The sequence below is a fragment of the Mycobacterium sp. DL592 genome (assembly GCF_011694515.1).
GTDB lineage: Bacteria > Actinomycetota > Actinomycetes > Mycobacteriales > Mycobacteriaceae > Mycobacterium.
Window position 1 is genome coordinate 3255971 of record NZ_CP050192.1, and the last position, 22067, is coordinate 3278037.

Here is a 22067-nt window from a genome sequence, read left to right on the forward strand (position 1 = left end):
TTTTATCGGTGCCGCGGCGGTGTGCGACTCACCTCGACCTGCCCAGCACACCTGCGGCGCCACGGATTCACGGCCAGCCGTGGCATTTCGCGTCGACGCCGGCCTCGACCGCCGATGTGACGCGCGATCATGGCAGCGCATCTATCAGGCACGTTCAAGGGATCTGATGACCGCCTCACCCAGCGCCGACGCCGGCACCACCCGTATCGCCTCGGTGCAGCAGGCGTTGGCGGTGGCCGCCGAACTCTCGGAGTCCTTCGCCGTCGGGGCACCCGCCCGGGACGCCTGCCGCGAACTGCCCTACGCCCAGGTCGAACAACTCAAACGGTCCGGGCTGCTGGCCTTGCCGGTACCGGTGGCCTACGGCGGCATCGACGCCCCCGCGACGGTGCTCGCCGAGGTGTTCCGCCTGCTGGGTCACGGCGATCCCTCACTGGCCCAGATTCCGCACTCGCACTTCACCTTCTCCGAGGCGCTCCGGTTGGAGGGCACCCACGAGCAGAAGGCGTTCTTCTACGGCCAGATCCTCGACGGGGCGCTGGTGGCCAACGCACAGTCCGAGCGCGGCCCCCACCCGATCGACATGGACACGACCGCACTGGTGCCCGCCGGGGGCGACTTCCTGCTCAGCGGCCGCAAGTTCTACTCGACGGGAGCGCTGTTCGCCGACTGGATCGTGGTGCGCGCGTCGCTGTCCGACGGCAACGGGGCCACCCCGAATTCGCGGACCCCCAAGGCAGTGGCGTTCGTCCCACGCGACGCGGCGGGCCTGGACGTCGTCGACGACTGGGACGGGATGGGACAGCGCACCACTGCTTCAGGAACCGTGACGCTCGACCGGGTCCGGGTGCCTGCCGCCCACGTGGTGCCCTACACGCCGATCTTCACCCGGCCGACGATCTACGGGGCGCGGGCCCAGCTCCTGCACGCGGCGCTGGACGTGGGCATCGCCACCGGCGCGCTCGCCGAGGGCGTCCGACAAGCCGGCAAGGCACGCCCGCACTTCGAGGCCGGTGTCCCGGTCGCCGCCGAGGATCCGACGCTGATCCAGGTGGCCGGCGAGGTCACGGTCACCGTGCGCGGCGCTCAGGCGCTGCTTGCCGAGGCCGCCCGGGCGGTCGACGCCGCGCGGGCCGACACCACGGACGAGACGACGGCCGCGGCGTCGGTCGCGGTGGCGGTGGCCAAGGTGGCGGCGGTGCGGGCTTCGCTGGAGGCCGCCAGCGTGCTGTTCGAGCTGGGCGGCACCCGCAGCGCCACCGATGCGGCCAACCTGGCCCGGTACTGGCGCGACGCCCGCACGCACACGCTGCACGACGCGACCCGCTGGAAGTTGCAGCACATCGGCAGGCACACCCTGTCGGGCACCCCTCCGCCGCGCCACGGGCAGCTCTGACGGCCCAGCTCAGCGCGATCAGCGGGGCCATTTTGGCGTTCGGTTCACCCGACGGCTATTCTTGTCAGGTTGTCGGGTCACCCGTAGTTCGGTCGTTGGCCCCTTGACCAGACGTTTACTACAGAGGAGTTCTACATGGCTGCCGTGTGCGAGATCTGCGGAAAGGGCCCCGGCTTCGGTAAGTCGGTGTCGCATTCCCATCGCCGGACCAGCCGTCGCTGGGACCCGAACATTCAGACCGTGCACGCCGTGACCCGCCCCGGCGGCAACAAGCAGCGTGTCAACGTCTGCACCTCCTGCCTCAAGGCAGGCAAGGTCACCCGCGGCTGATCTGTCTCGCGCACTACGCAGGCGCGGGCGCTCCGACGGTCACGGGCATATGAACGAGATCGGCGGGCACACGAACGTGCCCTGCGGTAGCGGCCCGTCGGCGCAGACGCCTGGCCGGTCGGCCGGGCCCACGGCAGTCGTCGCTGCTAGGGCAGCCGCCAGTCGATCGGTTCGGCACCCATACCAGCCAGCAGTTCGTTGGCTCTGCTGAACGGCCGCGACCCGAAGAAGCCCCGTGACGCCGACAGCGGCGAGGGGTGGGCCGACTCGATGGCCAGGCACTTACTGTGCTGAATCCCCGAGTCGCTTCGCTCCTGCCCGCCGGAACCGTCCAACATCGGTTTGAGCGTGGCGGCGTCGCGGCCCCACAGGATCGCCACCATGGGCTGGTCACGCGCGACCAACGCCCGGATCGCGCACTCGGTGACCGCCTCCCAGCCCTTGCCGCGATGCGAGGCGGGCGTGCCGGGGCTCACGGTCAACACCCTGTTGAGCAGCATGACGCCGCGCTGCGCCCACGGCGTCAGATCACCGTTGGACGGTGCCGGATATCCGAGGTCGGCGGTGTACTCGGTGAAGATATTGGACAGGCTGCGCGGCAACGGCCGCACCTGCGGAGCCACCGAGAAGCTCAGACCCACCGCATGGCCCGGTGTCGGGTAGGGATCCTGGCCGACGATGAGCACCCGCACCGACTCGAACGGGAAGGTGAACGCCCGCAGCACATTCGGGCCGGCGGGCAGATAGCGCCGCCCCTCGGCGATCTCGGTACGCAGGAACTGGCCCATCTGCGTCACCTGGTCGGCCACCGGTGCCAGGGCCCGGGCCCAGCCGTCCTCGACGAGTTCATTCAGGGGTCGGGCGGTCGTCGTCACGGAGGCAAACCTACCGAGGCGGTCAGTCGAAGGATTGCCAACCCGCCGGTCCGGCCCACGGTCGCCCGTCCACCAGCACCGCGGGCGCACCGTCGGTGACCGTGCCGATCACCCGCCACCCGTCGGGGACATCGCCGGCGAAGCATGCCACCAGGGCGTGATCTTCGCCACCGGCCAGCACCAGCGACCACGGGTCAGCGCCGGCGGCCGCCGCCGCGGCCGCGACGGCGTCGACATCTGGACGCAGCGAGTCCGTAGCCAGGTCGACCACCACCCCAGATGCCTGCGCGAGATGACCGAGGTCGGCGAGCAACCCGTCCGACACGTCGGTCATCGCCAAGGCTCCGGCGTCGGCGGCGCGCGCGCCCTGCCCGTACGGCGGCCGCGGCACCAGATGCCAACGTTTCAGATCATCGAAATCGTCAATACTGTTGCGCCACAAGGAGTATCCGGCAGCCGAGCGGCCCAGCTCACCGATTACCGCGATCACCGACCCGGCGCACGCCCCGCTGCGCAGCACCGGAGCGCGACCGGCCAGGTCGCCCAGTGCCGTCACCGAGATCACCCACTGCGGGCTGGCAACCAGGTCGCCGCCGACGATCCCGGCACCGAACTGCCCGGCCTCCTGCCACATTCCGTCGGCCACGTCCTGCAGTTGCCGGGCCGGGGTGTCGGACGGGGCGCCGAATGCGACGACGAACGCCGTGGCGCGGGCGCCCATGGCCTCGACGTCGGCGGCATTCTGCGCAATCGCCTTGCGCCCCACATCATGTGGCGCAGACCAATCCAGGCGGAAGTGCCGACCCTCGACGAGCATGTCGGTGGTGACCACCACTCGCCCGTCCGGCGTGCTCAGCACCGCGGCGTCGTCGCCGGGGCCCACCGTCACGCCGGGTGGCTGGCGGCGTCCGGCCACCAGGCGGTCGATCATCGGGAACTCACCCAACTCGTGCAGCGTCGGTTCCGGGCCCTCGGCCACCACGTCTCCCCTTCCGCAGCGGCGCGCTCCACCGCCGCAAGGCGTCCCAACCTGCGGTAAGTTTGGTCCCTGCCGACGCGCAGCCCGCGTCGCGAACAGGACACGTCAGTGTAGGCGGGGCGGCAGCGCGCACGGCAAACATCGAGACGAGGAGACGACGGGTGGCCGAGGCGTACATGCTGATCCAGACCGAGGTGGGTCGCGCCGAGGTCGTCGCCAAGCAGGTGGCCTCGTTGCCGGGCGTGCTGTCCTCGGAGTACGTCACCGGGCCCTATGACGTCGTCGTCCGCATCGGCGCGAACAGCACCGCCGACCTCACCACGAACATCGTTCCCAGCGTTCAGCAGGTTGCCGGGATCACCCGCACGCTCACCTGCCCGATCGCCGATGCCGACTGAGCCGCTGCCCGCTGCGGACGAGGCCGACATCTCCGACGGTCCGCCCCGCGCCGTCCTGATCGCCGCACTGGTGGTCGCCGTGATCGCCATCGGCGCGGTCCTGGCCATCGCCGCCACCCGCAGCGCTCCTACCCAGCCGGTGGCGATCGCGTCGGTGCCGGCCCCACGGGCAGACTCCGCCGACTGCCACGCCCTGATCGACGTCTTGCCCGCAAGACTCGGCGACGCCGACCGCGCGGCGGCCATGGCACCGGCCCCGGCCGGGACCGCGGCCTGGCGGGCCGGTGCCGACGGCGACGCGGTGATCCTGCGATGCGGCATCGACCGGCCTGCCGAGTTCGTCGTCGGCTCCCCCATTCAGATGGTCAACCAGGTGCAGTGGTTCCGGCTCGACGACTCCGCCACCGACCGCAGCACCTGGGTCAGCGTGGACCGGCCGGTCTATGTGGCGCTGACCCTGCCGTCCGGCTCGGGTCCCACCCCCATCCAGGCGGTGTCGGACCTGATCGCGCGCACGCTGCCCGCGGTGGCGATCAGGCCGGGAGCGGCGCGCTAGCGAAGTCCCGTTCCGCGGGCCAGCGCGGTATCCACCATGGTGCCGACCAGCGTCGGGTAGTCGACGCCGCTGGCGCCCCACATCCGAGGGAACATCGAGATCGTGGTGAACCCCGGCATCGTGTTGATCTCGTTGACCACCGGACCGTCCTCGGTGAGGAAGAAGTCGACTCGGGCCAGGCCCTGGCAGTCCAGCGCCTCGAAGGCCCGAATTGCCAAGCGCTGCAGTTCTTCTGCGACATCGTCGTCGATCTTTGCCGGTACGTCCAACTCAGCCGCGTCATCGAGGTACTTGGTGGCGAAGTCGTAGAACCCGTCCTCGCGGCCCCGCACCCCGGCGACCCGGATCTCTCCGATCGCGCTGGCCCGCACCGAGCCGTCCGGGAATTCCAGTACGCCGCATTCGAGTTCGCGACCCACGATCGCGGCCTCGATGATCACCTTGGGGTCGTGCCTGCGCGCCTCGGCGATCGCCCCCGGCAGCTCGTCAGCGTGCATCACCCGGCTCACACCGATCGAGGAGCCACCGCGCGACGGTTTCACGAACATCGGGAAGCCAAGGCGCTCAATGTCATCCAGAGTCGGCGCGGCCTGCCGCGGCCGCAACACCACGTGATCGCCGATCGGCAGACCGCCGGCGGCGAGCAGCTTCTTGGTGAACTCCTTGTCCATTCCCGCAGCGCTGGCGAAGACCCCGGCACCCACGTACGGCACCCCGGCCAGCTCGAGCAAGCCCTGGATGGTGCCGTCCTCGCCGTAGGGGCCGTGCAGGATCGGGAACACGACGTCGACCGAGGTGAGGATCTCCCCCGCGCCCGGCTCGAGTGAGACCAGTTCGCCGCGGCGCAGCGGGTCGGCCGTCAGCGCCAGTGCGGCCCCCGAGGCACCGCTGACCTCGGGCAGCTGGCGTCCGCTGATCGCCAGGGTTTCGGGCCGGGCGTCGGTCAACACCCAGGAGCCTTCGGGCGTGATGCCGATGGCCACCACCTCGAAACGCTGCGGGTCGAGATGGCGCAGGATACTGCCCGCTGACACGCACGAGATGGCGTGCTCGGAGCTGCGGCCGCCGTAGACGACGGCGACGCGGATGCGTGTCACAACCTAGAGAGGCTACAGCCCGGCGATGGGGCGCACGATCCGGCGGCGTGAGCAGCGGTGATGCCGTTCACCTCGGGTCAAGCGCCCGCAGCACGTCGGCCACCAGGTCGTCGGTGTCCTCGATACCTGCCGAGATCCGGGCGAAACCGTCGCTGACCGGGTCACCCCAGCGGGCCCGGCGGTCCACCGAGGTGTGCAGCCCGCCGAAGCTGGTCGAGGCCACCAGCAGCTCGCTGCGGCCCACCAGGTCGTGGACGGCCTGCGCGTCGGCGAGCTCCACGCTCACCAGCCCACCGAAGTGGCGCATCTGCGCGGCGGCCGCCGGGTACGACGGGTCCTCCGGCAAGCCCGGGTAGCGCACCGCACGCACCGCGGGATGGCTGCGCAGCGCGGCGGCCAGGGCCAGCGCGTTCTGGCACTGGCGGCCGAAGCGCAGACCCACACTTCCGATGCTGCGCAGCACCAGCCAGGCCTCGAAGGCGCCCAGGATGGCGCCGGAGAGCAGGCGCTCGCGTTCCACCGCGGCCATCAGCTCGGGCTGGCTGCCCGCGGCATAGCCGGCCAGCAGATCGCTGTGGCCGGCCAGGGCCTTGGTGGCGCTGGACACCACGAGGTCGGCGCCCAGCGACAGCGGCTGCTGGCCCAGCGGCGTCGCGGTGGTGTTGTCGACCACCAGCCGCGCGCCTCGCCGGCGACAGATCCCGGCCAGCCGATGCAGGTCGACCACGTCGAGGTTGGGGTTGGTCGGGGTCTCGGCCAGCACCGCATCCGCCTGCTCGGCCGCCTCGTAGATCAACGCCGCCGACGCTTCCCGCACGATAATGCCCAGGGGCGCAAGGCTTTCAGCTGCAAATCGGCGGACCTGGTAGTACCCGTCGGCGGGCACCACCAGCACCGAACCCGGCTTGGTCACCACTCGCAGCGCAGCGGTGATCGCCGCCATCCCGGAACTGAAGCTCAGTGCGGCGGTGGCGCCTTCGAGTTGGGCGAGAGCCGACTCGAGTTGCCGCCAGCTCGGATTGGAGCTGCGCCCGTAGGTGTCCGGCTCGCTGCCCTCATCGGGCGACAGGTGGAACGCCGAGGCCGGTACCGGGCCGGGGCTCACCGGCTGCCCCGGAACAGCTTCGGCACCAACCGCTTTCACCGCACGTGTGGAATCGCCGTAACCGTCGACCATCGCCCTACTCCGGTTTGGTGCTTCGGCCGAGCAGCAGGACCACGGCCTGATCGACCGAAAGTCCCTTGTGGCACACCTGCTGCACGGCGTCGGTGAGCGGCATCTCGACGTCGTAGCTGGAGGCCAGCGCCAGAATCGAGGTGCAGGAGGTGACGCCCTCAGCGACGTGCCCGTCGGTGGCACGCAGCGCCGCGTCCAGTGTTTCACCGCGGCCGAGCCGCTCCCCGAAGGTCCGGTTGCGCGACCGCGGTGAGGTGCAGGTGGCCACCAGGTCGCCGACACCGGCCAGCCCGGCCAGGGTGGCGGGTTTGGCGCCCAGCGCGATGCCCAGGCGCATGATCTCGGCAAGCCCGCGGGTGATGATGGCCGCGGCGGTGTTCTCCCCCAGACCCACCCCGGCCGCCATCCCGCAGGCCAGCGCGATGACGTTCTTACAGGCGCCGCCGATCTCGGTGCCGATGACGTCGGCGTTGGTGTAGGGCCGCAGATACCCGGTGCTCATCGCCCGCTGCAGCGCGACGGCGCGCCCGGAGTCGGTGCAGGCCACCACGGTGGCTGCGGGCTGTTCATCGGCGATCTCGGCAGCCAGGTTGGGGCCGGAGACCACCGCGACCTGACCGGGATCCACCCCGGTGACCTGAACGATGACCTGGCTCATCCGCATCAGCGTGTCCAGTTCGATGCCCTTGGCCAGACTGACCAGGGTGGCGCCGTCGGCCAGCAGGTCGCGCCAGTGTTCGAGGTTGGTGCGCAGGGTTTGCGACGGGACCCCGAGCAGAACGGTGGTCAGGCCGTCGAGCGCCTCAGCCGGATCGGTGGTCGCGCGGATCCGGTCGGAAAGGTCGACACCGGGCAGATAGCGGGTGTTGGTGTGCTTGGTGTTGATCTCCTCGGCCACCTCGGGCCGGCGCACCCACAGCCGCACATCCGAGCCCGCGTCGGCCAGCACCTTGGCCAGCGCTGTCCCCCATGCGCCGGCGCCCATCACCGCGGCCGTTCCCACCGTGCTCGTCATCCCCATAACGTACCCAGGGCAGCCGATCACCCGCGAACAGGCGCAAAATCGCGCGATTGGCGCCCCGACAGTGCGATTTTGGGTCTGCTCGCGGGCGCCAGGTACCACCGCGGCGGTGCCGCACCGGCCGGCGCTGGCAGGATGGCCTGCATGAGCAGTGGGCCCGATGTCGGACTGATCATCGCGGTCAAGCGGCTCTCGGCAGCCAAGACCCGGTTGGCGCCGGTCTTCGCCGACGGGGTGCGCGAACAGGTGGTGCTGGCGATGCTGGTGGACACGATCACCGCGGCCCAAGGAGTCGAGGCGGTGCGCTCGATCACTGTCGTCACCCCCGATGAGACCGCAGCGGCGACCGTTCGCGCGCTCGGCGCCGATGTTCTGCCCGACCCCACCGCGCCCGGTCATCCTGATCCGCTCAACACCGCCGTGCTGACGGCGTGGACGGCGGTGAGCAGCCACACCCCCAACACCGTTGTGCTGCAGGGTGATCTGCCCGCGCTGAAGCCCGCCGAACTCGAAGAGGCCCTTTCGCAGGCCCGCTCCTATGAGCGCAGCTTCGTCAGCGACCGCCACACGAGCGGAACCGCGGCGCTCTTCGCGTTCGGGGTGCCCCTGGATCCGCGGTTCGGCACCCAGTCGGCCCAGTGGCATCGCGAGTCCGGCGCGGTCGAGCTGACCGGGGCCTGGCCGGGGCTGCGCTGTGACATCGACACCCCCGACGACCTGCAGCAGGCCCGCCGGCTCGGTGTCGGAAGCGCGACGATCCGGGCAATCGACCTGAACAAAGCCTGAACTGCAGTTGACTTTGAGCGGCAGGCGTCCGCGCCCCGCGCAGATGAGGGATGATCGCTGATGTGACCGATACGGAAGCAGAACCGAGATCCACGGACGACGACTGGCAGCCGGGAGAGACACCGGACGCCCCGCCCGCGGCCACCGCGGCGGCGGTGGACGACGCTCTGCCCGAGGACCGCTACCTCAACCGCGAACTGAGCTGGCTGGATTTCAATGCCCGGGTGCTGGCGCTGGCCGCCGACACCTCGATGCCACTGCTGGAGCGCGCGAAGTTCCTGGCGATCTTCGCCTCCAATCTCGACGAGTTCTACATGGTCCGCGTCGCGGGACTCAAGCGACGCGACGAGATGGGCCTGTCGGTCCGCTCGGCCGACGGATTGACACCCCGCGAGCAGTTGCGCCGTATCGGTGACCGCACCCGGCAGATTTCCCTGCGCCACGCCCAGGTTTTCCTGGAATCGGTCCGGCCCGGCCTAGCCGAAGAGGGCATCCACATCGTCACGTGGAATGAACTGAGCGAGGCCGATCGCGCCGATCTATCGAAGTACTTTCACGACCAGGTTTTCCCGGTCCTCACGCCGCTGGCCGTCGATCCGGCGCACCCGTTCCCGTTCGTCAGCGGCCTGAGCCTGAACCTCGCCGTCGCCGTCCGCTCACCCGAGGACGGCGGCGAGCACTTCGCCCGGGTCAAGGTGCCCGACAACGTGGATCGCTTCGTCGTGCTCAAGAGCGCCGATCCGGAGGACAAGTCGGTTCGGTTCCTGCCCATGGAAGAGCTCATCGCGGCGTTCCTTCCGGTGTTGTTCCCGGGCATGGAAATCGTGGAGCAGCACGCCTTCCGGATCACGCGCAACGCCGACATGGATGTCGAGGACCGCGACGAAGACCTGCTGCAGGCTCTGGAGCGGGAACTGGCACGGCGACGGTTCGGGCCGCCGGTGCGGCTCGAGGTCGCCGACGACATGACCGAGCACATGCTCGAATTGCTGCTGCGTGAATTGGACGTCCATCCCGGAGATGTGGTGGAGGTGCCGGGCCTGCTGGATCTTTCGGCGCTGTGGCAGGTCTACGGCGTCGACCGCCCCGCACTCAAGGACCGCCCGTTCGTGCCGGCCACCCACCAGGCCTTCGGTGAGCGCGAAACCCCGAAGAGCATCTTCTCGACACTGCGTGACGGCGACGTGCTGGTGCATCACCCGTACCACTCGTTCTCGACGAGCGTGCAGCGGTTCATCGAGCAGGCCGCCGCGGATCCGAATGTGCTGGCCATCAAGCAGACTCTGTATCGGACCTCCGGTGACTCCCCGATCGTCAACGCCCTGATCGAGGCTGCCGCCGCAGGTAAGCAGGTGGTTGCGCTGGTGGAGCTCAAGGCACGCTTCGACGAGCAGGCCAATATCAAGTGGGCCCGCGCCTTGGAAGATGCTGGCGTGCATGTGGTCTACGGGCTGATCGGGCTCAAGACCCACTGCAAGACCTGCCTGGTGGTCCGCCGCGAAGGCTCGACGATCCGCCGTTACTGCCACATCGGCACCGGCAATTACAACCCGAAGACGGCCCGGCTTTACGAGGACGTCGGCTTGCTGACGGCCTCGCCCGACATCGGGGCCGACCTGACCGACCTGTTCAACTCGCTGACCGGCTACTCGCGCAAGGTGAGCTACCGCAACCTGCTGGTGGCTCCGCACGGTGTTCGGCGGGGCATTGTCGAACGCATCGATCGCGAGATCGAAGCACACCGTGCCGCAGGCAACGGCCGGATCCGCCTGAAGGCCAACGCCCTTGTCGACGAGCAGGTTATCGATGCGCTCTACCGCGCCTCGCAGAACGGCGTGCGGGTCGAGATCGTCGTGCGCGGGATCTGTGCGCTCAAACCGGGTGTCGAGGGTTTCTCCGAGAACATCGTCGTGCGGTCGATTCTCGGCCAGTTCCTGGAACACTCGCGGATTTTCCACTTCAATGCCATCAACGAGTTCTTCATCGGCAGCGCCGACATGATGCACCGCAACCTCGACCGTCGCGTCGAGGTGCTGGCTCAGGTGAAGGATCCACGCCTCACCGGATATCTCGACGAGATCTTCGAGTCGGCGATGGACCCGTCGACCCGATGCTGGGAACTCGGATCCGACGGCAGCTGGACGGCGTCACCACAGGACGGTCGCCAGGTCCGCGACCACCAAGTGTGGCTGATGGAACTCCATCGGCAGCGCTGAGAGCACCTTCCATTGCAGCCGGCAGGTTCTGCCCCGCGGCGGGACCCGAATTGACTTGTGGGAGTTGAAGTGGCCAAGGGGACGTCACGCAGCGACACGAAGACCAGATCGGCGAAGAATGTTTCGACTAAGAAGGGCAAGCCTGCCCAGCGCGTAATCGCTGCGGGAGCCGTGCTCTGGCGGCCGGATCCCGAGACCGGCGAGACGCGCCTCGCGGTGATCCACCGCCCGCGCTATGACGACTGGTCGCTGCCCAAGGGCAAGCTCGACGCCGGCGAGAACGAACCGGCGGCGGCGGTACGCGAGATCTGGGAAGAGACCGGGCAGCGGTCACACCTGGGCCGTTGGCTGACCGAGGTGAGTTATCCCATCCCCGAAGGCATCAAGGTGGTGCACTACTGGGCGGCCCGCGCTGTCGGGGGTGAGTTCACTCCCGGCGACGAAGTCGACCGGCTGGAGTGGCTCTCACCGGAGGACGCCTCCGAACGGCTCACCTATCCGCATGACCGCGACGTGCTCAAGAAGTTCGCCGAACATCCCGCTGACACCCAGACGGTGTTGATCGTGCGGCACGCGACTGCCGGGGTGAAGTCCCGCTACAAGGGTGACGACCGGAGCCGGCCCTTGGACAAGAACGGTCGCGCGCAGGCCGAATCGTTGGTCGCGCAGTTGATGGCGTTCGGGCCCACCGTCATCCATGCCGCCGACCGGGCCCGCTGCATGCAGACCGTCGAACCCTTGGCACAAGAACTCGGTGTCTCGATCATCAAAGAGGCCGACCTCACCGAAGAGGCCTACGCGGAGGACCCGAAGGCCGCACGGAATCGAGTGCTCGACATCGTCGCCCGCGGCGGCACCCCGGTGATCTGCACACAGGGCAAAGTAATTCCGTATCTGCTGGCATGGTGGCGCGAGGGCGACGTCGGTAAGCCGGACAAGGTCCGCAACCGCAAGGGAAGTACCTGGGTGCTGTCGCTGTCGGGCGCCGACATCGTCGCGGCCGACTACATCGCCAGCCCGCTGGCCCGCAGAGGCTAGCCCGCTTTCGGACCCCGAAAACGCGAATACGCCGCGGGCGCTGGGCCCGCGGCGTATCCGACGGTGAACTTTAGCGACGGCCCTTCTTGGCCGGAGCCTTCTTGGCCGGGGCCTTCTTGGCGGGAGCGGCCTTCTTGACCGGAGCCGCCTTCTTGGCCGGAGCCTTCTTGGCAGGAGCGGCCTTCTTAGCCGGAGCGGCCTTCTTGACCGGAGCCTTCTTGGCAGGAGCGGCCTTCTTGACCGGAGCCTTCTTCGCAGGAGCGGCCTTCTTGACCGGAGCCGCCTTCTTGGCCGGAGCCTTCTTAGCCGGAGCGGCCTTCTTGACCGGAGCCTTCTTGGCAGGAGCGGCCTTCTTGACCGGAGCCTTCTTCACGACGGCCTTGCGGACCGCCTTCTTGACGGCAGCCTTCTTGACCGGGCCACCGACAGCGCCGCGCTTGACCGCAGGTCCTTCGGCCGGAAGCTTCTGCGCGCCAGAGACGACAGCCTTGAACTGAGCGCCCGGGCGGAAGGCCGGAACGGAGGTCGGCTTCACTTTCACGGTTTCACCGGTGCGCGGATTGCGCGCAACGCGGGCGGCACGACGACGCTGTTCGAAAACACCGAAACCGGTGATGGTCACACTGTCGCCCTTGTGCACCGCGCGCACAATGGTGTCGACGATGTTCTCGACCGCGTCAGTAGCCTGCCGACGATCCACGTTCAGCTTCGCGGTGAGAGCGTCGATCAGCTCTGCTTTGTTCATTCAAATCCTCCGAAAACAGTGGTCCTTTCTGGACCGACTGACAAACACGGTAAACCCAAGGCCAGCAGATTTCCAAGTGCCACGCCCAATTTCAGGTATTGCTTAGGAGGATTTCAGCAAACCGGTTGCCGCCCTAGGGCGGTGAATCCCCGAACCGCGAACCCCCCGCCAGGGGCGGGAATTCGGCTCTCGGGGGGTCTCAGGACGGGGCGACGATGCGCGGCTTCCAGCTCGGCCGAGCTGCTTCGTAAGCCTCGATTTCTTCGAGTTTCCGCAGCGTGAGGCCTATATCGTCGAGACCCTCGAGCAGCCGCCATGCCGTGTAATCGTCAATCGTGAACGGCACCACGGCTGTTCCGGCGGTGATATTCCGATCTTGAAGATTCACAGTGATTTCCAGCCCCGGATTCTGCTCGAGCAGCTTCCACAGCAGTTCGACGTCATCTTGGGCAACTTCGGCCGCCAACAGGCCCGCCTTGCCGGCATTGCCACGGAAGATGTCGGCGAATCGGGACGAGATGACCACTCGGAATCCGTAGTCCATGAGCGCCCAGACCGCGTGCTCCCGCGATGAGCCGGTGCCGAAATCGGGGCCGGCGACCAACACTGAGCCCCGGTCGAATGGACTCAGATTGAGGATAAATGACGGATCGTTGCGCCATGCGGCGAAAAGTCCGTCCTCGAAACCAGTTCGGGTGACCCGCTTCAAATACACCGCCGGAATGATCTGGTCGGTGTCGACATTGGACCGTCGCAACGGAACGCCGATGCCGGTATGGGTGTGAAAGGCATCCATCGTGTTCTCCTTAGCAGGGCTAGTTTTCGAGATCAGCGGGCGAGGACAGCGTGCCGCGCACCGCGGTGGCGGCGGCGACAGCAGGCGAAACCAGGTGCGTGCGGCTGCCCTTGCCCTGCCTGCCTTCGAAGTTCCGGTTCGACGTCGAGGCGCAACGCTCGCCCGGCGCCAGCTGATCGGGGTTCATTCCCAAACACATCGAGCAGCCCGCCTGACGCCATTCGGCGCCTGCGGCGGTGAAGATCTCGCCGAGGCCTTCGGATTCGGCCTGGGCACGCACCCGCATCGAGCCGGGCACAACCAGCATCCGCACGCCGTCGGCGACCTTGCGGCCGCGCAGCACTTCGGCGACTGCCCGCAGATCCTCGATCCGGCCATTCGTGCACGAGCCGACGAATACGGCGTCGACAGCCACCTCGCGCATCGGGGTACCCGGTCGAAGGTCCATGTATGCCAAAGCCTTCTCGGCTGATTGCCGCTCGGAATCGGCCATCAACTCCGGGTCGGGCACCGACGCGGACAGCGGGACGCCCTGACCGGGATTGGTACCCCACGTCACGAACGGGCTCAGTGTCGTCGCGTCGATGTAGACCTCGGTGTCGAATTCGGCCCCGGGGTCGGTCTTCAGCTTCTCCCAAGCATCCACCGCGGCATCCCAATCCGCGCCGGTCGGCGCGTACGGGCGGCCACGCAGGAACTCGTAGGTGACCTCGTCGGGAGCGACCAGGCCGGCGCGTGCACCCGCCTCGATGCTCATATTGCAGACCGTCATGCGGCCTTCCATCGACAGCGATTCGATGGTGCTGCCCCGATATTCGATGACATAGCCCTGGCCGCCGCCGGTGCCGATCTTGGCGATAACGGCCAGGATGATGTCCTTGGCCGTCACCCCGGGCGGCAGCTGACCGTCGACGTTGACCGCCATGGTCTTGAACGGACGCAACGGAAGTGTCTGTGTCGCCAGCACATGCTCGACCTCCGAGGTGCCGATTCCCATCGCGATGGCGCCGAACGCGCCATGGGTGGAGGTGTGGCTGTCGCCACAAACGATCGTCATGCCGGGCTGGGTGAGGCCGAGTTGCGGTCCCATCACGTGCACGATGCCTTGTTCCGCGTCGCCCATCCGGTGCAACCGGATGCCGAACTCAGCGCAGTTGTGTCGCAGGGTGTCGACCTGGGTGCGCGAGATCGGGTCGGCGATCGGCTTGTCGATGTCGACCGTGGGCACGTTGTGGTCCTCGGTGGCGATCGTCAGATCCGGGCGGTGCACCGGCCGTCCGGCCAACCGGAGGCCGTCGAAAGCCTGCGGGCTGGTCACCTCGTGGACGAGGTGGAGATCGATATAGATCAGATCGGGTTCACGCGAGCCGCCAGTGCCCGTGCCGGGGACCACCACATGGTCGTCCCACACCTTCTCGGGCAGCGTTCTGGGCTTGTCGGTCTGGGCCATCACTTCTCGATTCCTCCGTCGGCCGCTCCAGGGCGGAAGCTAGCCATCTCACATTTCGGGACGTTAGTATCTCGATATGAGACAGGATAGCGGCATCGGCGTGCTCGACAAAGCGGTGGGCGTGCTGCATTCGATTGCCGAGTCACCCTGCGGGCTCGCCGAACTCTGCGAGCGCACCGGGCTGCCGCGCGCAACGGCCCATCGGCTGGCCGCCGGACTAGAAGTGCACCGTCTGCTGGCCCGCGACAGCGCCGGGCGCTGGCGGCTGGGACCGGCACTGAGCGAACTGGCCGCACAGGTCAACGATCCCCTGCTGGCCGCGGGCGCCGCCGTTCTGCCCAGGCTGCGGGAGATCACCGGCGAGAGCGTGCAGCTGTACCGCCTCGAGGGCACCACGCGGGTGTGCATCGCAGCCCTGGAACCGCCTGCGGGCCTTCGCGATACGGTTCCGGTCGGGGCCCGCCTGCCGCTGACGGCCGGCTCCGGGGCCAAAGTGCTGCTGGCCTACAGCGACACCGCCACCCAGCAGGCCGTGCTCCCATCGGCGAAGTTCACCGAGCGGACCCTGGCCGAGGTACGCCGCCGCGGCTGGGCGCAGAGCGCGGCCGAACGCGAGCCCGGAGTGGCCAGTGTCTCTGCGCCGGTTCGCGATCGCAGCGGCGCGGTCATCGCGGCGGTGTCGGTTTCCGGGCCGATCGACCGGATGGGCCGGCGTCCGGGCGCACGCTGGGCGGCCGACCTGTTGTCCGCCGCCGAGGCGCTCACCCGCCGTTTGTGATCTCTGTGCAACGGCCGGTGAGCCACCTGCCACACTGACAGGCCATGGGAACCAACCAGCGCAACCAGATCGTGATGACCGACGAGGAGATCGTCGACTTCGTCAACCGCAGCCGCACCGGCACGATGGCCACCATCGGACCTGACGGCCAGCCGCACCTGGTGGCGATGTGGTACGGCGTGATCGACGGCGAGATCTGGGTCGAGACCAAGGCCAAGTCGCAGAAGACGGTGAACCTGCGCCGCAACCCTCGGGTCAGTTTCCTGATCGAGGACGGCATGACCTACGACACCCTGCGCGGTGTGGCGTTCGAGGGTACCGCCGAGATCGTGGACGACCCGGACACCATCTTCAAGGTCGGGGTCAACGTGTGGGAGCGCTACAACGGGCCCTACACCGACGAGCTCAAGCCGGCCGTCGACATGATGATGAACAAACGGATCGCGGTGCGGATCGTCACCAACCGCACCCGCTCGTGGGATCACCGCAAGCTCGGCATGCCGGCGATGCCGATCGCCGGTTCCACCGCGCCCGGGCAGTAGGCAGGCCGTCACGAGCGCCGCCCGTAGCGGTCGCCTCCCCACCGGAAACTGTTGACATACTTGCCCATGTCCATGGCGAGTTCCATGTTGGCCCCCGAGGGGTGGCCTGTCCCGTAATCCGGGCTGAACTCGTGGTAGGGCCCCGCGGCAGCCGCGATCAGCGCGTAGTCGTGCTTGACCGCGGCCATGACGATCACCCGCAGCCTGGTGAACGACGCCGCCGAGTCGCGCGAGTAGACGTCGGCGATGACGCCGTAGCCCGGCTGGTAACCGACTGATGCGTTGGGGATTTCGTAGCTGACGGACGCATCCGGGTACTTGCTGCGCAGTACCTGCTCGACGATCTGCCGGGGATCGCGACCGTCGGCGTGCTCACCGAAGAGCAGCATGGTCCCCGTGTCGCCGCCGGTGTACTTCAGTTTCACACCCTGCAGTCCATCCGGGTCGAAACTCACGTCGTAGGCCGAACCCTTGTCTGGATAGGCCACCGAGAACGCACCGTTGTCCCCGCTGTAGCGCGGGTTTGTCTCCACCGGCGTGCCCAGCGGCGGCCGCCCGCAGTCCGGCGGACACACGTACGCCTTGGCCACCGGGGTGATGAGCGCCGAGGTGCCCCCGCCCGCGGCGGCCACGACGCCGAGGATCGCCGCCAACGGCGCCAGGACGGCGACGTAGTTGGTGCGACGCGGGTTCGGGCTCGCCAGCTCGATGGCGCCGTCCCGCGTCGCTGCGTTAACGGCGAACCGCAGCGCGATCACAGCCACCACCGCAATGAGCAGTTGCACGGCAATGTAGACCCGCAATGGCAGCGGAGCGACGTCGACCAAACCCAGCGCGGTCACCACGCACACCGCCACCGCCAGCGAGACGGCCACGACCCTGCGGTGGCGCTGCGCGTCGTCGGCGGGGCGCCACAGCGCGATACCGACGATTCCGCCGACGGCCAGACACGACACCGCCCACGCCACGCCTTCGACGACCGCCTCGGCCAGCAGGCTCGTCGCCGACTGATCGTGTGCGACCACACCCATCGCCAGCTGCGGCACCAACAGAGTGGCGGTGGCAGCGGAGTTGAAAGCCGACGCCCCGAGCGCCCCGATGGCGAAGCCGTACAACGGCGCCCGGGCACACCGGTCGAGCGCCCGCACCACCGCAGCGGGAACGATCATCAACAGCGCGCCGCTGATCGGAACGGCGATGCCGGCCACCAGCACGTGGCGAAGATTGGTCTGCGAGCCGAGCGCGGCACCGTAGGCCTGGGCGACGATCGGGCCGACGACCACCGCCCACCCCACGCCCAATCCGAGGCCGACGACGACCGTGACCACGATGTCGCGCACCCCGGGCCGGATCTGCCACACATAAAGGCCGAACAGCATCGTCAGGCCGAACGAGGCGATCGTGATCATGGGCGCCTGCCATCGCAGCAGAGCAAGGCCCACCAGTACCGCCACCAGAAGCAGCAGTGCGACACCGAAACTCCTACGCCCGCCCGGGGAGAGCTGCGGGAAGAGGGAACTCGTCATCCGCCTGCGGACAGGTAGTCGCCGGCGATCGATCGTGCGATCTGCGCGTCGAGGAGGTTGCTGGCGAGGTTGGCGACGTTGGGGCTGCCGAGCCCGGTCACGAGGTCGTATCCGTCGCCTGGGACGTCAACTGCGTTGCCGCCCAACGCGATATCGCGGAATCCGGGGAGTCTCGACCCCTCGGCCACGTGATACAGCAGGGTGTTGATGTCACCGAGCGGCCGTCCACCGCGGGCGATCACGTATTGATTCATCAACACTGTCAGTCCTGCCCAGATTGGCGCGGCCTGCGAGGTGCCGCCGCCGATTCTGGGGTTCTGCTCAAAGATCAGCTTCACCCCGGTGAAGGGGTCGGCCACGGCTGACACGTCGGGAACCAGCCGGTGCTGCGTATCGCGTCCGGTGGACACCTCGTGCTGATAGCCGGGGCGGTCGAACAACCGAGACACTCCCCCGCTGGAGCCTTGCGACAGCGGTACGTCGACCCAGGCCCGCTCCTCGATCCACCTGCCCTCCAGATCGGTCGACAGCGTGGTCCCGCCGACCGAGGTGATCTCCGGCAGCGACGCCACCGAGTCCACACCTATGTCGTCGGGTCCGGGGGCGGCCGACCAGTCTTGGCCGCCCTTGCATTCCAGCCCGCCGGCGTCGCCGCTGGCGTCAAAGACCGCGATGCCGCGGCGGTGGGCGTTGGTCAAGGCGGTCCGCACCGGCGCCAGGTCGGCCGCGGTGACCAGAGCCTCACAGCCCCACCCGATCGACAGGCTCCACACCGAGCCCGGGTACCGGTCGGCCGCGACGTCGAACATCCGGCCGATCTTCTCGAACGTGCCCCCGCCGTCGAGCGTCGGACGCGCGTTGACCACCACGAGTTGGGCGTCGGGGGCGATGGCGTGTGCCACTTCCAGATCCATCACGGTCTCGCCGTGCGCGGGACCGAGTGGACCGTCGACCACGACCGGGGTGAACCGCGGCAGCCCGGAGGTGTCGGCGTACATGTCGAGATCGCGTTGGTCGAAGCCGTCGAAGGCGAAGAATACGACGGTGGCGCCCTTGCCGGTGTAGCCCGCGGCGGCGAGCGGTGCCGCGTTGTAGGCGGTGAGTAGATGCCGAGGGCTCAAGCCCGGCCTGGGCACATCCAGCGGTAGATCGGGGCGCGCCATCCGGTAGGGCAGGTAGCTCAGGATCCGCCCGACCGCGGTGGCCTCACCGCGCACGGCGGCGGGTAGCTCCGGCTGGCTCGGGGAGGCGTAGAACACCTGACCGCGACGGCCCCGGTAGTCGTGGATCGGCACGGCGAAGGCGTCCGAGAGCCGTTGCGCGGGACCGCTGACCACCGCCCAGTCGTCGCCGTCCCGCCAGCGCACCGTCAGGCCGCGGGACTGCGCCCACCCGATCAGGGTGCCGGGGCGGGTGGTCCCGGACAGCGTGAACGTGAGCTGGGCATCATCAGCGTGCGACGGGCCGAGGTTGCTCGAGGCGGCCAGCAGCGACGCGTAGGGGCCGGGGATCACCGGCGCGCCGAGGGCCAGCCGCGACTGCCACGGCCCCGCCGCCGCCACTGCGATCAGCAGCGCGGTGGCGATGGCGATCGCCGGCCGGACTCGCGTGCGTCCCCCGCGGTGCACGTTCATCGCCGCATTATGCGCCTCGCGCACGCACCTGGGAAAAAGAAAACAACCCCCGGAGAAATTCCAGGGGTTGTTGGTTTGGTAGCCCCGATGGGATTCGAACCCACGCTACCGCCGTGAGAGGGCGGCGTCCTAGGCCGCTAGACGACGGGGCCAGAACCAATCCGTGGCGCGCCTTGCGGCGCACCGGGAAGTCAGCATAGCTCAGAGCGTCGTACCGACGAAATTGAGCACCTACCCGATGAAATCGGGCACTTCACCGACGAAATTGCTGGGGTACCAGGACTCGAACCTAGAATGGCTGAACCAGAATCAGCTGTGTTGCCAATTACACCATACCCCATTGGCTGCCTATAACCGCTGGTCGGAAGGCTGTCAGTTTAGCGGGTGACGTACGCCTGTCCGGCATCAGTTGCGGGCCGACGAGCACACTATCAAAGATTTCGGCCCGGCTATTCCAGCCCCCCGGCGCCGTCCCGGGCCGCCCGCAGCCGCAGCAGCGCCCGGTCGCGGCCGAGCAGCTCCAGCGACTCGAACAGCGGCGGGCTGACGGTGGCTCCGGTGGCGGCCACCCGGATCGGCCCGAAGGCCTTGCGTGGCTTGAGTTCGAGGCCTTCGAGCAGCGCGGCTTTGAGCGCCTCCTCGATGCCGGAGGTCGTCCACAGGCCTACTCCCTCGAGTGCGGTGATGGCCGCATCGAGCACCGGCACCGCATCGGGCCCGAGTTCCTTGGCTGCGGCCTTCGGATCGAGTTCGTAGGAGCCGTCGTCGAGGAATTTCAATAGCCCCCAGGCGTCGGAGAGCACGACGATGCGGGTCTGCACCAGTTCCGCGGCGGTGGCGAATGCGGCGTCGTCCAAGCCGGTGTCATGGCCGTGCTCAGCGAGGTAACCGGCCAGCCGGCTGGCGAATTCGGCCGGGTCGAGGCGCCGGATGTGTTCGGCGTTGACCGCATCGGCCTTCTTCTGGTCGAAGCGGGCCGGGTTGGAGTTGACGTCGACGACGTCGAAGGCGGCCACCATCTCCTCGATGCTGAAGATGTCACGATCCTCGGCGATCCCCCAGCCCAGCAACGCCAGATAGTTCAGCAGACCCTCGGGAATGAACCCGCGCTCGCGATGCAGGAACAGATTCGATTCCGGGTCGCGCTTGGACAGCTTCTTGGTCCCCTCGCCCAATACCGGTGGGAGATGGGCGAATTCGGGAACCTGATCGGTCACACCGATGCGGATCAGCGCCTGATACAGGGCGATTTGGCGCGGCGTGGAGGGCAGCAGGTCCTCGCCGCGCAGCACATGGGTGATCTTCATCAGCGCGTCGTCGACGGGATTGACCAAGGTGTACAACGGTTCTCCGGTCGCGCGGGTGAGCGCGAAATCGGGCACCGTGCCGGCGGCGAAGGTCGTCTTGCCGCGCACCAGGTCGTGCCAGCTGATGTCCTTGTCGGGCATCCGCAGCCGCAGCACGGCGTTACGGCCCTCGGCGGCATAGGCGGCGCGCTGTTCGTCGGTCAGGTCCCGGTCGTAATTGTCGTAGCCCAGTTTGGGATTGCGGCCGGCGGCCAGATGCCGCGCCTCCACCTCTTCGGGGGTGGAGTAGGCCGGGTAGGCCTCACCGGCCTCGACGAGTTTGGCCACCACGTCCGCGTAGAGGTCCTTGCGCTGGGACTGGCGGTAGGGCTCGTGCGGGCCGCCGACCTCGGGTCCCTCGTCCCAGTTCAGTCCCAGCCAGCGCAGCGCTTCCAGCAGTGCGGCATAGCTTTCCTCGGAGTCGCGCTGGGCGTCGGTGTCCTCGATGCGAAACACGAAGGTGCCACCGGTGTGCCGGGCGTAGGCCCAGTTGAACAATGCGGTGCGCACCATACCGACATGTGGAATGCCGGTCGGTGACGGGCAAAACCGCACGCGCACAGGCTTATCAGCCGCCCCGGTCATCATTTGCCCTTTCGCACGACGGGATTGGTGAGGGTGCCGATGCCCTCGATGCTGACGCTGACGGTGTCACCGTGCTCGATCGGACCCACACCTTCGGGGGTGCCGGTGAGGATGAGGTCGCCGGGCAGCAGGGTCATGACGGCCGAGATCCACTCGATGATGGCGCCGATGTCGTGGATCATCATCGAGGTCCGGCTCAGTTGGCGCACTTCGCCGTTGACCTCGGTGCGGATCTCCAGATCCGAGGGGTCCAGATCGGTGACGATCCAGGGCCCGACCGGGCAGAAGGTGTCGTGGCCCTTGGCGCGCATCCACTGGCCGTCGGCCTTCTGCTGATCACGTGCCGAGACGTCGTTGGCGATGGTGTAGCCGAGGATGTTCTCGAACGCCCGCGCGGCGGGAACGTCCTTGCACGGCCGGCCGATCACCACCGCCAGCTCCCCCTCATGGTGGACCGGCGAGGCGTTGGCGGGCAGCTGGATCGGCACGCCCGGGCCGATGATCGCGGTGTTGGGTTTGAGGAAGATCACCGGATCCTCCGGCGCCTCACCACCCATCTCCTCGATGTGGGCCTGGTAGTTCTTGCCCATGCAGACCACCTTGCTGGCCAGGATCGGCGCCAGCAGCCGGACGTCGGCCAGCGGCCAGCTCCGCCCGGTGAAGGTGGGGGTGCCGAACGGATGCTCGGCGATCTCACGGGCTTGGAGGTCCGACCCGTCGCCTTCGATGCTGACGAAGGCGACCCCGTCGGGACTGGCAATTCTTCCCAGGCGCATTCGGTAAAGCCTAGTGGTCG

The 22067-nt window shown here is 68.1% G+C and carries 21 protein-coding genes and 2 tRNA genes; 9 read left to right on the forward strand and 14 right to left on the reverse strand.

Going from position 1 to position 22067, the window contains the following annotated elements:
- The first annotated feature begins 166 nt into the window (after positions 1–166).
- Together HBE64_RS15600 and rpmB are read left to right on the forward strand one after the other, a co-directional pair.
- The gene (locus HBE64_RS15600) at positions 167–1396 is read left to right on the forward strand and encodes an SfnB family sulfur acquisition oxidoreductase (protein ID WP_167103889.1); all 1230 of its coding nucleotides are present in this window, start codon (positions 167–169) and stop codon (positions 1394–1396) included.
- A 135-nt stretch (positions 1397–1531) separates the two neighbouring features.
- Positions 1532–1726: a 50S ribosomal protein L28 gene (gene rpmB / locus HBE64_RS15605; protein ID WP_167103892.1), complete on the forward strand. Its 195-nt coding sequence runs from the start codon at positions 1532–1534 to the stop codon at positions 1724–1726.
- A 146-nt stretch (positions 1727–1872) separates the two neighbouring features.
- Here the strand turns inward: rpmB and HBE64_RS15610 are convergent, their stop codons facing one another.
- Both HBE64_RS15610 and HBE64_RS15615 read right to left on the reverse strand, forming a co-directional pair.
- On the reverse strand, positions 1873–2601 hold the full coding sequence (locus tag HBE64_RS15610; RefSeq protein WP_167103895.1) for a uracil-DNA glycosylase: 729 nt from the start codon (positions 2599–2601) through the stop codon (positions 1873–1875).
- Between the two features lie 22 nt (positions 2602–2623).
- A complete protein-coding gene (locus HBE64_RS15615) occupies positions 2624–3532 on the reverse strand; it encodes a thiamine-phosphate kinase (RefSeq protein ID WP_167109263.1) in 909 nt (302 codons plus the stop codon).
- A 209-nt stretch (positions 3533–3741) separates the two neighbouring features.
- Between HBE64_RS15615 and HBE64_RS15620 the strand changes: the two genes are divergently transcribed.
- Complete coding sequence (locus tag HBE64_RS15620; RefSeq protein ID WP_167103898.1) at positions 3742–3978, forward strand: Lrp/AsnC ligand binding domain-containing protein; 237 nt, start codon at positions 3742–3744, stop codon at positions 3976–3978.
- Positions 3968–4534, forward strand: a complete 567-nt coding sequence (locus HBE64_RS15625) for a DUF3515 domain-containing protein (RefSeq protein WP_167103901.1) — start codon at positions 3968–3970, stop codon at positions 4532–4534. Before HBE64_RS15620 ends, HBE64_RS15625 begins: the two co-directional genes overlap by 11 nt.
- Here the strand turns inward: HBE64_RS15625 and HBE64_RS15630 are convergent.
- The 3 genes from HBE64_RS15630 to HBE64_RS15640 all read right to left on the reverse strand — a co-directional run bounded on the left by HBE64_RS15630 (position 4531) and on the right by HBE64_RS15640 (position 7823).
- Positions 4531–5631, reverse strand: a complete 1101-nt coding sequence (locus HBE64_RS15630) for a D-alanine--D-alanine ligase family protein (protein ID WP_167103904.1) — start codon at positions 5629–5631, stop codon at positions 4531–4533. The genes HBE64_RS15625 and HBE64_RS15630 overlap by 4 nt on opposite strands.
- 67 nt (positions 5632–5698) lie before the next feature.
- Entirely contained in the window at positions 5699–6808 is a 1110-nt protein-coding gene (locus tag HBE64_RS15635; RefSeq protein WP_167103907.1) for a cystathionine gamma-lyase, read from the reverse strand.
- Between the two features lie 4 nt (positions 6809–6812).
- Positions 6813–7823: an NAD(P)H-dependent glycerol-3-phosphate dehydrogenase gene (locus tag HBE64_RS15640; RefSeq protein ID WP_208300487.1), complete on the reverse strand. Its 1011-nt coding sequence runs from the start codon at positions 7821–7823 to the stop codon at positions 6813–6815.
- A 150-nt stretch (positions 7824–7973) separates the two neighbouring features.
- On the opposite strand from HBE64_RS15640, the gene cofC reads away from it, so the two are divergent.
- From cofC to HBE64_RS15655, 3 genes are all read left to right on the forward strand, one after another.
- The gene (gene cofC / locus HBE64_RS15645) at positions 7974–8615 is read left to right on the forward strand and encodes a 2-phospho-L-lactate guanylyltransferase (RefSeq protein WP_167103910.1); all 642 of its coding nucleotides are present in this window, start codon (positions 7974–7976) and stop codon (positions 8613–8615) included.
- A gap of 50 nt (positions 8616–8665) precedes the next feature.
- The gene (locus HBE64_RS15650; RefSeq protein ID WP_167103913.1) at positions 8666–10831 is read left to right on the forward strand and encodes an RNA degradosome polyphosphate kinase; all 2166 of its coding nucleotides are present in this window, start codon (positions 8666–8668) and stop codon (positions 10829–10831) included.
- Between the two features lie 69 nt (positions 10832–10900).
- The gene (locus HBE64_RS15655) at positions 10901–11869 is read left to right on the forward strand and encodes an NUDIX hydrolase (RefSeq protein WP_167103917.1); all 969 of its coding nucleotides are present in this window, start codon (positions 10901–10903) and stop codon (positions 11867–11869) included.
- 70 nt (positions 11870–11939) lie between these two features.
- Here HBE64_RS15655 and HBE64_RS15660 read toward each other — a convergent pair whose 3' ends face one another.
- The 3 genes from HBE64_RS15660 to leuC all read right to left on the reverse strand — a co-directional run bounded on the left by HBE64_RS15660 (position 11940) and on the right by leuC (position 14860).
- Positions 11940–12614, reverse strand: a complete 675-nt coding sequence (locus tag HBE64_RS15660; RefSeq protein ID WP_167103920.1) for an HU family DNA-binding protein — start codon at positions 12612–12614, stop codon at positions 11940–11942.
- 199 nt (positions 12615–12813) lie between these two features.
- Positions 12814–13410 carry a 3-isopropylmalate dehydratase small subunit gene (leuD, locus tag HBE64_RS15665; RefSeq protein ID WP_167103923.1) on the reverse strand — a complete coding sequence of 199 codons (597 nt, stop codon included), beginning with the start codon at positions 13408–13410 and terminating at the stop codon, positions 12814–12816.
- A gap of 19 nt (positions 13411–13429) precedes the next feature.
- A complete protein-coding gene (gene leuC / locus HBE64_RS15670; RefSeq protein ID WP_371743992.1) occupies positions 13430–14860 on the reverse strand; it encodes a 3-isopropylmalate dehydratase large subunit in 1431 nt (476 codons plus the stop codon).
- A gap of 76 nt (positions 14861–14936) precedes the next feature.
- Between leuC and HBE64_RS15675 the strand changes: the two genes are divergently transcribed.
- Complete coding sequence (locus tag HBE64_RS15675) at positions 14937–15638, forward strand: IclR family transcriptional regulator (RefSeq protein WP_167103929.1); 702 nt, start codon at positions 14937–14939, stop codon at positions 15636–15638.
- A gap of 44 nt (positions 15639–15682) precedes the next feature.
- Positions 15683–16180: a PPOX class F420-dependent oxidoreductase gene (locus tag HBE64_RS15680; RefSeq protein ID WP_167103932.1), complete on the forward strand. Its 498-nt coding sequence runs from the start codon at positions 15683–15685 to the stop codon at positions 16178–16180.
- A gap of 8 nt (positions 16181–16188) precedes the next feature.
- Here the strand turns inward: HBE64_RS15680 and HBE64_RS24760 are convergent, their stop codons facing one another.
- From HBE64_RS24760 to HBE64_RS15710, 6 genes are all read right to left on the reverse strand, one after another.
- Positions 16189–17706: a zinc ribbon domain-containing protein gene (locus HBE64_RS24760; RefSeq protein ID WP_243841333.1), complete on the reverse strand. Its 1518-nt coding sequence runs from the start codon at positions 17704–17706 to the stop codon at positions 16189–16191.
- A complete protein-coding gene (locus HBE64_RS15690; RefSeq protein ID WP_167103935.1) occupies positions 17703–19340 on the reverse strand; it encodes a protease pro-enzyme activation domain-containing protein in 1638 nt (545 codons plus the stop codon). Before HBE64_RS15690 ends, HBE64_RS24760 begins: the two co-directional genes overlap by 4 nt.
- Positions 19341–19416: 76 nt before the next feature.
- Positions 19417–19492: transfer RNA gene (locus tag HBE64_RS15695), tRNA-Glu, on the reverse strand.
- A 116-nt stretch (positions 19493–19608) separates the two neighbouring features.
- Positions 19609–19680, reverse strand: a tRNA-Gln gene (locus HBE64_RS15700).
- 109 nt (positions 19681–19789) lie between these two features.
- A complete protein-coding gene (gene gltX, locus HBE64_RS15705) occupies positions 19790–21271 on the reverse strand; it encodes a glutamate--tRNA ligase (protein WP_167103939.1) in 1482 nt (493 codons plus the stop codon).
- Positions 21271–22047, reverse strand: coding sequence for a fumarylacetoacetate hydrolase family protein (locus HBE64_RS15710; protein ID WP_167103942.1), 777 nt, complete (start codon positions 22045–22047; stop codon positions 21271–21273). Before HBE64_RS15710 ends, gltX begins: the two co-directional genes overlap by 1 nt.
- Between the last annotated feature and the right edge of the window lie 20 nt (positions 22048–22067).

Coding starts and splice junctions, on each gene's coding strand:
- HBE64_RS15680 (WP_167103932.1), top strand. CDS start 15,683: ATGGGAACCAACCAGCGCAACCAGATCGTGATGACCGACGAGGAGATC.
- HBE64_RS15615 (WP_167109263.1), bottom strand. CDS start 3,532: ATGATCGACCGCCTGGTGGCCGGACGCCGCCAGCCACCCGGCGTGACG.
- leuD (WP_167103923.1), bottom strand. CDS start 13,410: ATGGATGCCTTTCACACCCATACCGGCATCGGCGTTCCGTTGCGACGG.
- gltX (WP_167103939.1), bottom strand. CDS start 21,271: ATGACCGGGGCGGCTGATAAGCCTGTGCGCGTGCGGTTTTGCCCGTCA.
- HBE64_RS15675 (WP_167103929.1), top strand. CDS start 14,937: ATGAGACAGGATAGCGGCATCGGCGTGCTCGACAAAGCGGTGGGCGTG.
- HBE64_RS15640 (WP_208300487.1), bottom strand. CDS start 7,823: ATGACGAGCACGGTGGGAACGGCCGCGGTGATGGGCGCCGGCGCATGG.
- HBE64_RS15650 (WP_167103913.1), top strand. CDS start 8,666: ATGATCGCTGATGTGACCGATACGGAAGCAGAACCGAGATCCACGGAC.
- HBE64_RS15660 (WP_167103920.1), bottom strand. CDS start 12,614: ATGAACAAAGCAGAGCTGATCGACGCTCTCACCGCGAAGCTGAACGTG.
- HBE64_RS15690 (WP_167103935.1), bottom strand. CDS start 19,340: ATGAACGTGCACCGCGGGGGACGCACGCGAGTCCGGCCGGCGATCGCC.
- HBE64_RS15635 (WP_167103907.1), bottom strand. CDS start 6,808: ATGGTCGACGGTTACGGCGATTCCACACGTGCGGTGAAAGCGGTTGGT.
- HBE64_RS15600 (WP_167103889.1), top strand. CDS start 167: ATGACCGCCTCACCCAGCGCCGACGCCGGCACCACCCGTATCGCCTCG.
- HBE64_RS24760 (WP_243841333.1), bottom strand. CDS start 17,706: ATGACGAGTTCCCTCTTCCCGCAGCTCTCCCCGGGCGGGCGTAGGAGT.
- HBE64_RS15625 (WP_167103901.1), top strand. CDS start 3,968: ATGCCGACTGAGCCGCTGCCCGCTGCGGACGAGGCCGACATCTCCGAC.
- HBE64_RS15710 (WP_167103942.1), bottom strand. CDS start 22,047: ATGCGCCTGGGAAGAATTGCCAGTCCCGACGGGGTCGCCTTCGTCAGC.
- rpmB (WP_167103892.1), top strand. CDS start 1,532: ATGGCTGCCGTGTGCGAGATCTGCGGAAAGGGCCCCGGCTTCGGTAAG.
- cofC (WP_167103910.1), top strand. CDS start 7,974: ATGAGCAGTGGGCCCGATGTCGGACTGATCATCGCGGTCAAGCGGCTC.
- leuC (WP_371743992.1), bottom strand. CDS start 14,860: ATGGCCCAGACCGACAAGCCCAGAACGCTGCCCGAGAAGGTGTGGGAC.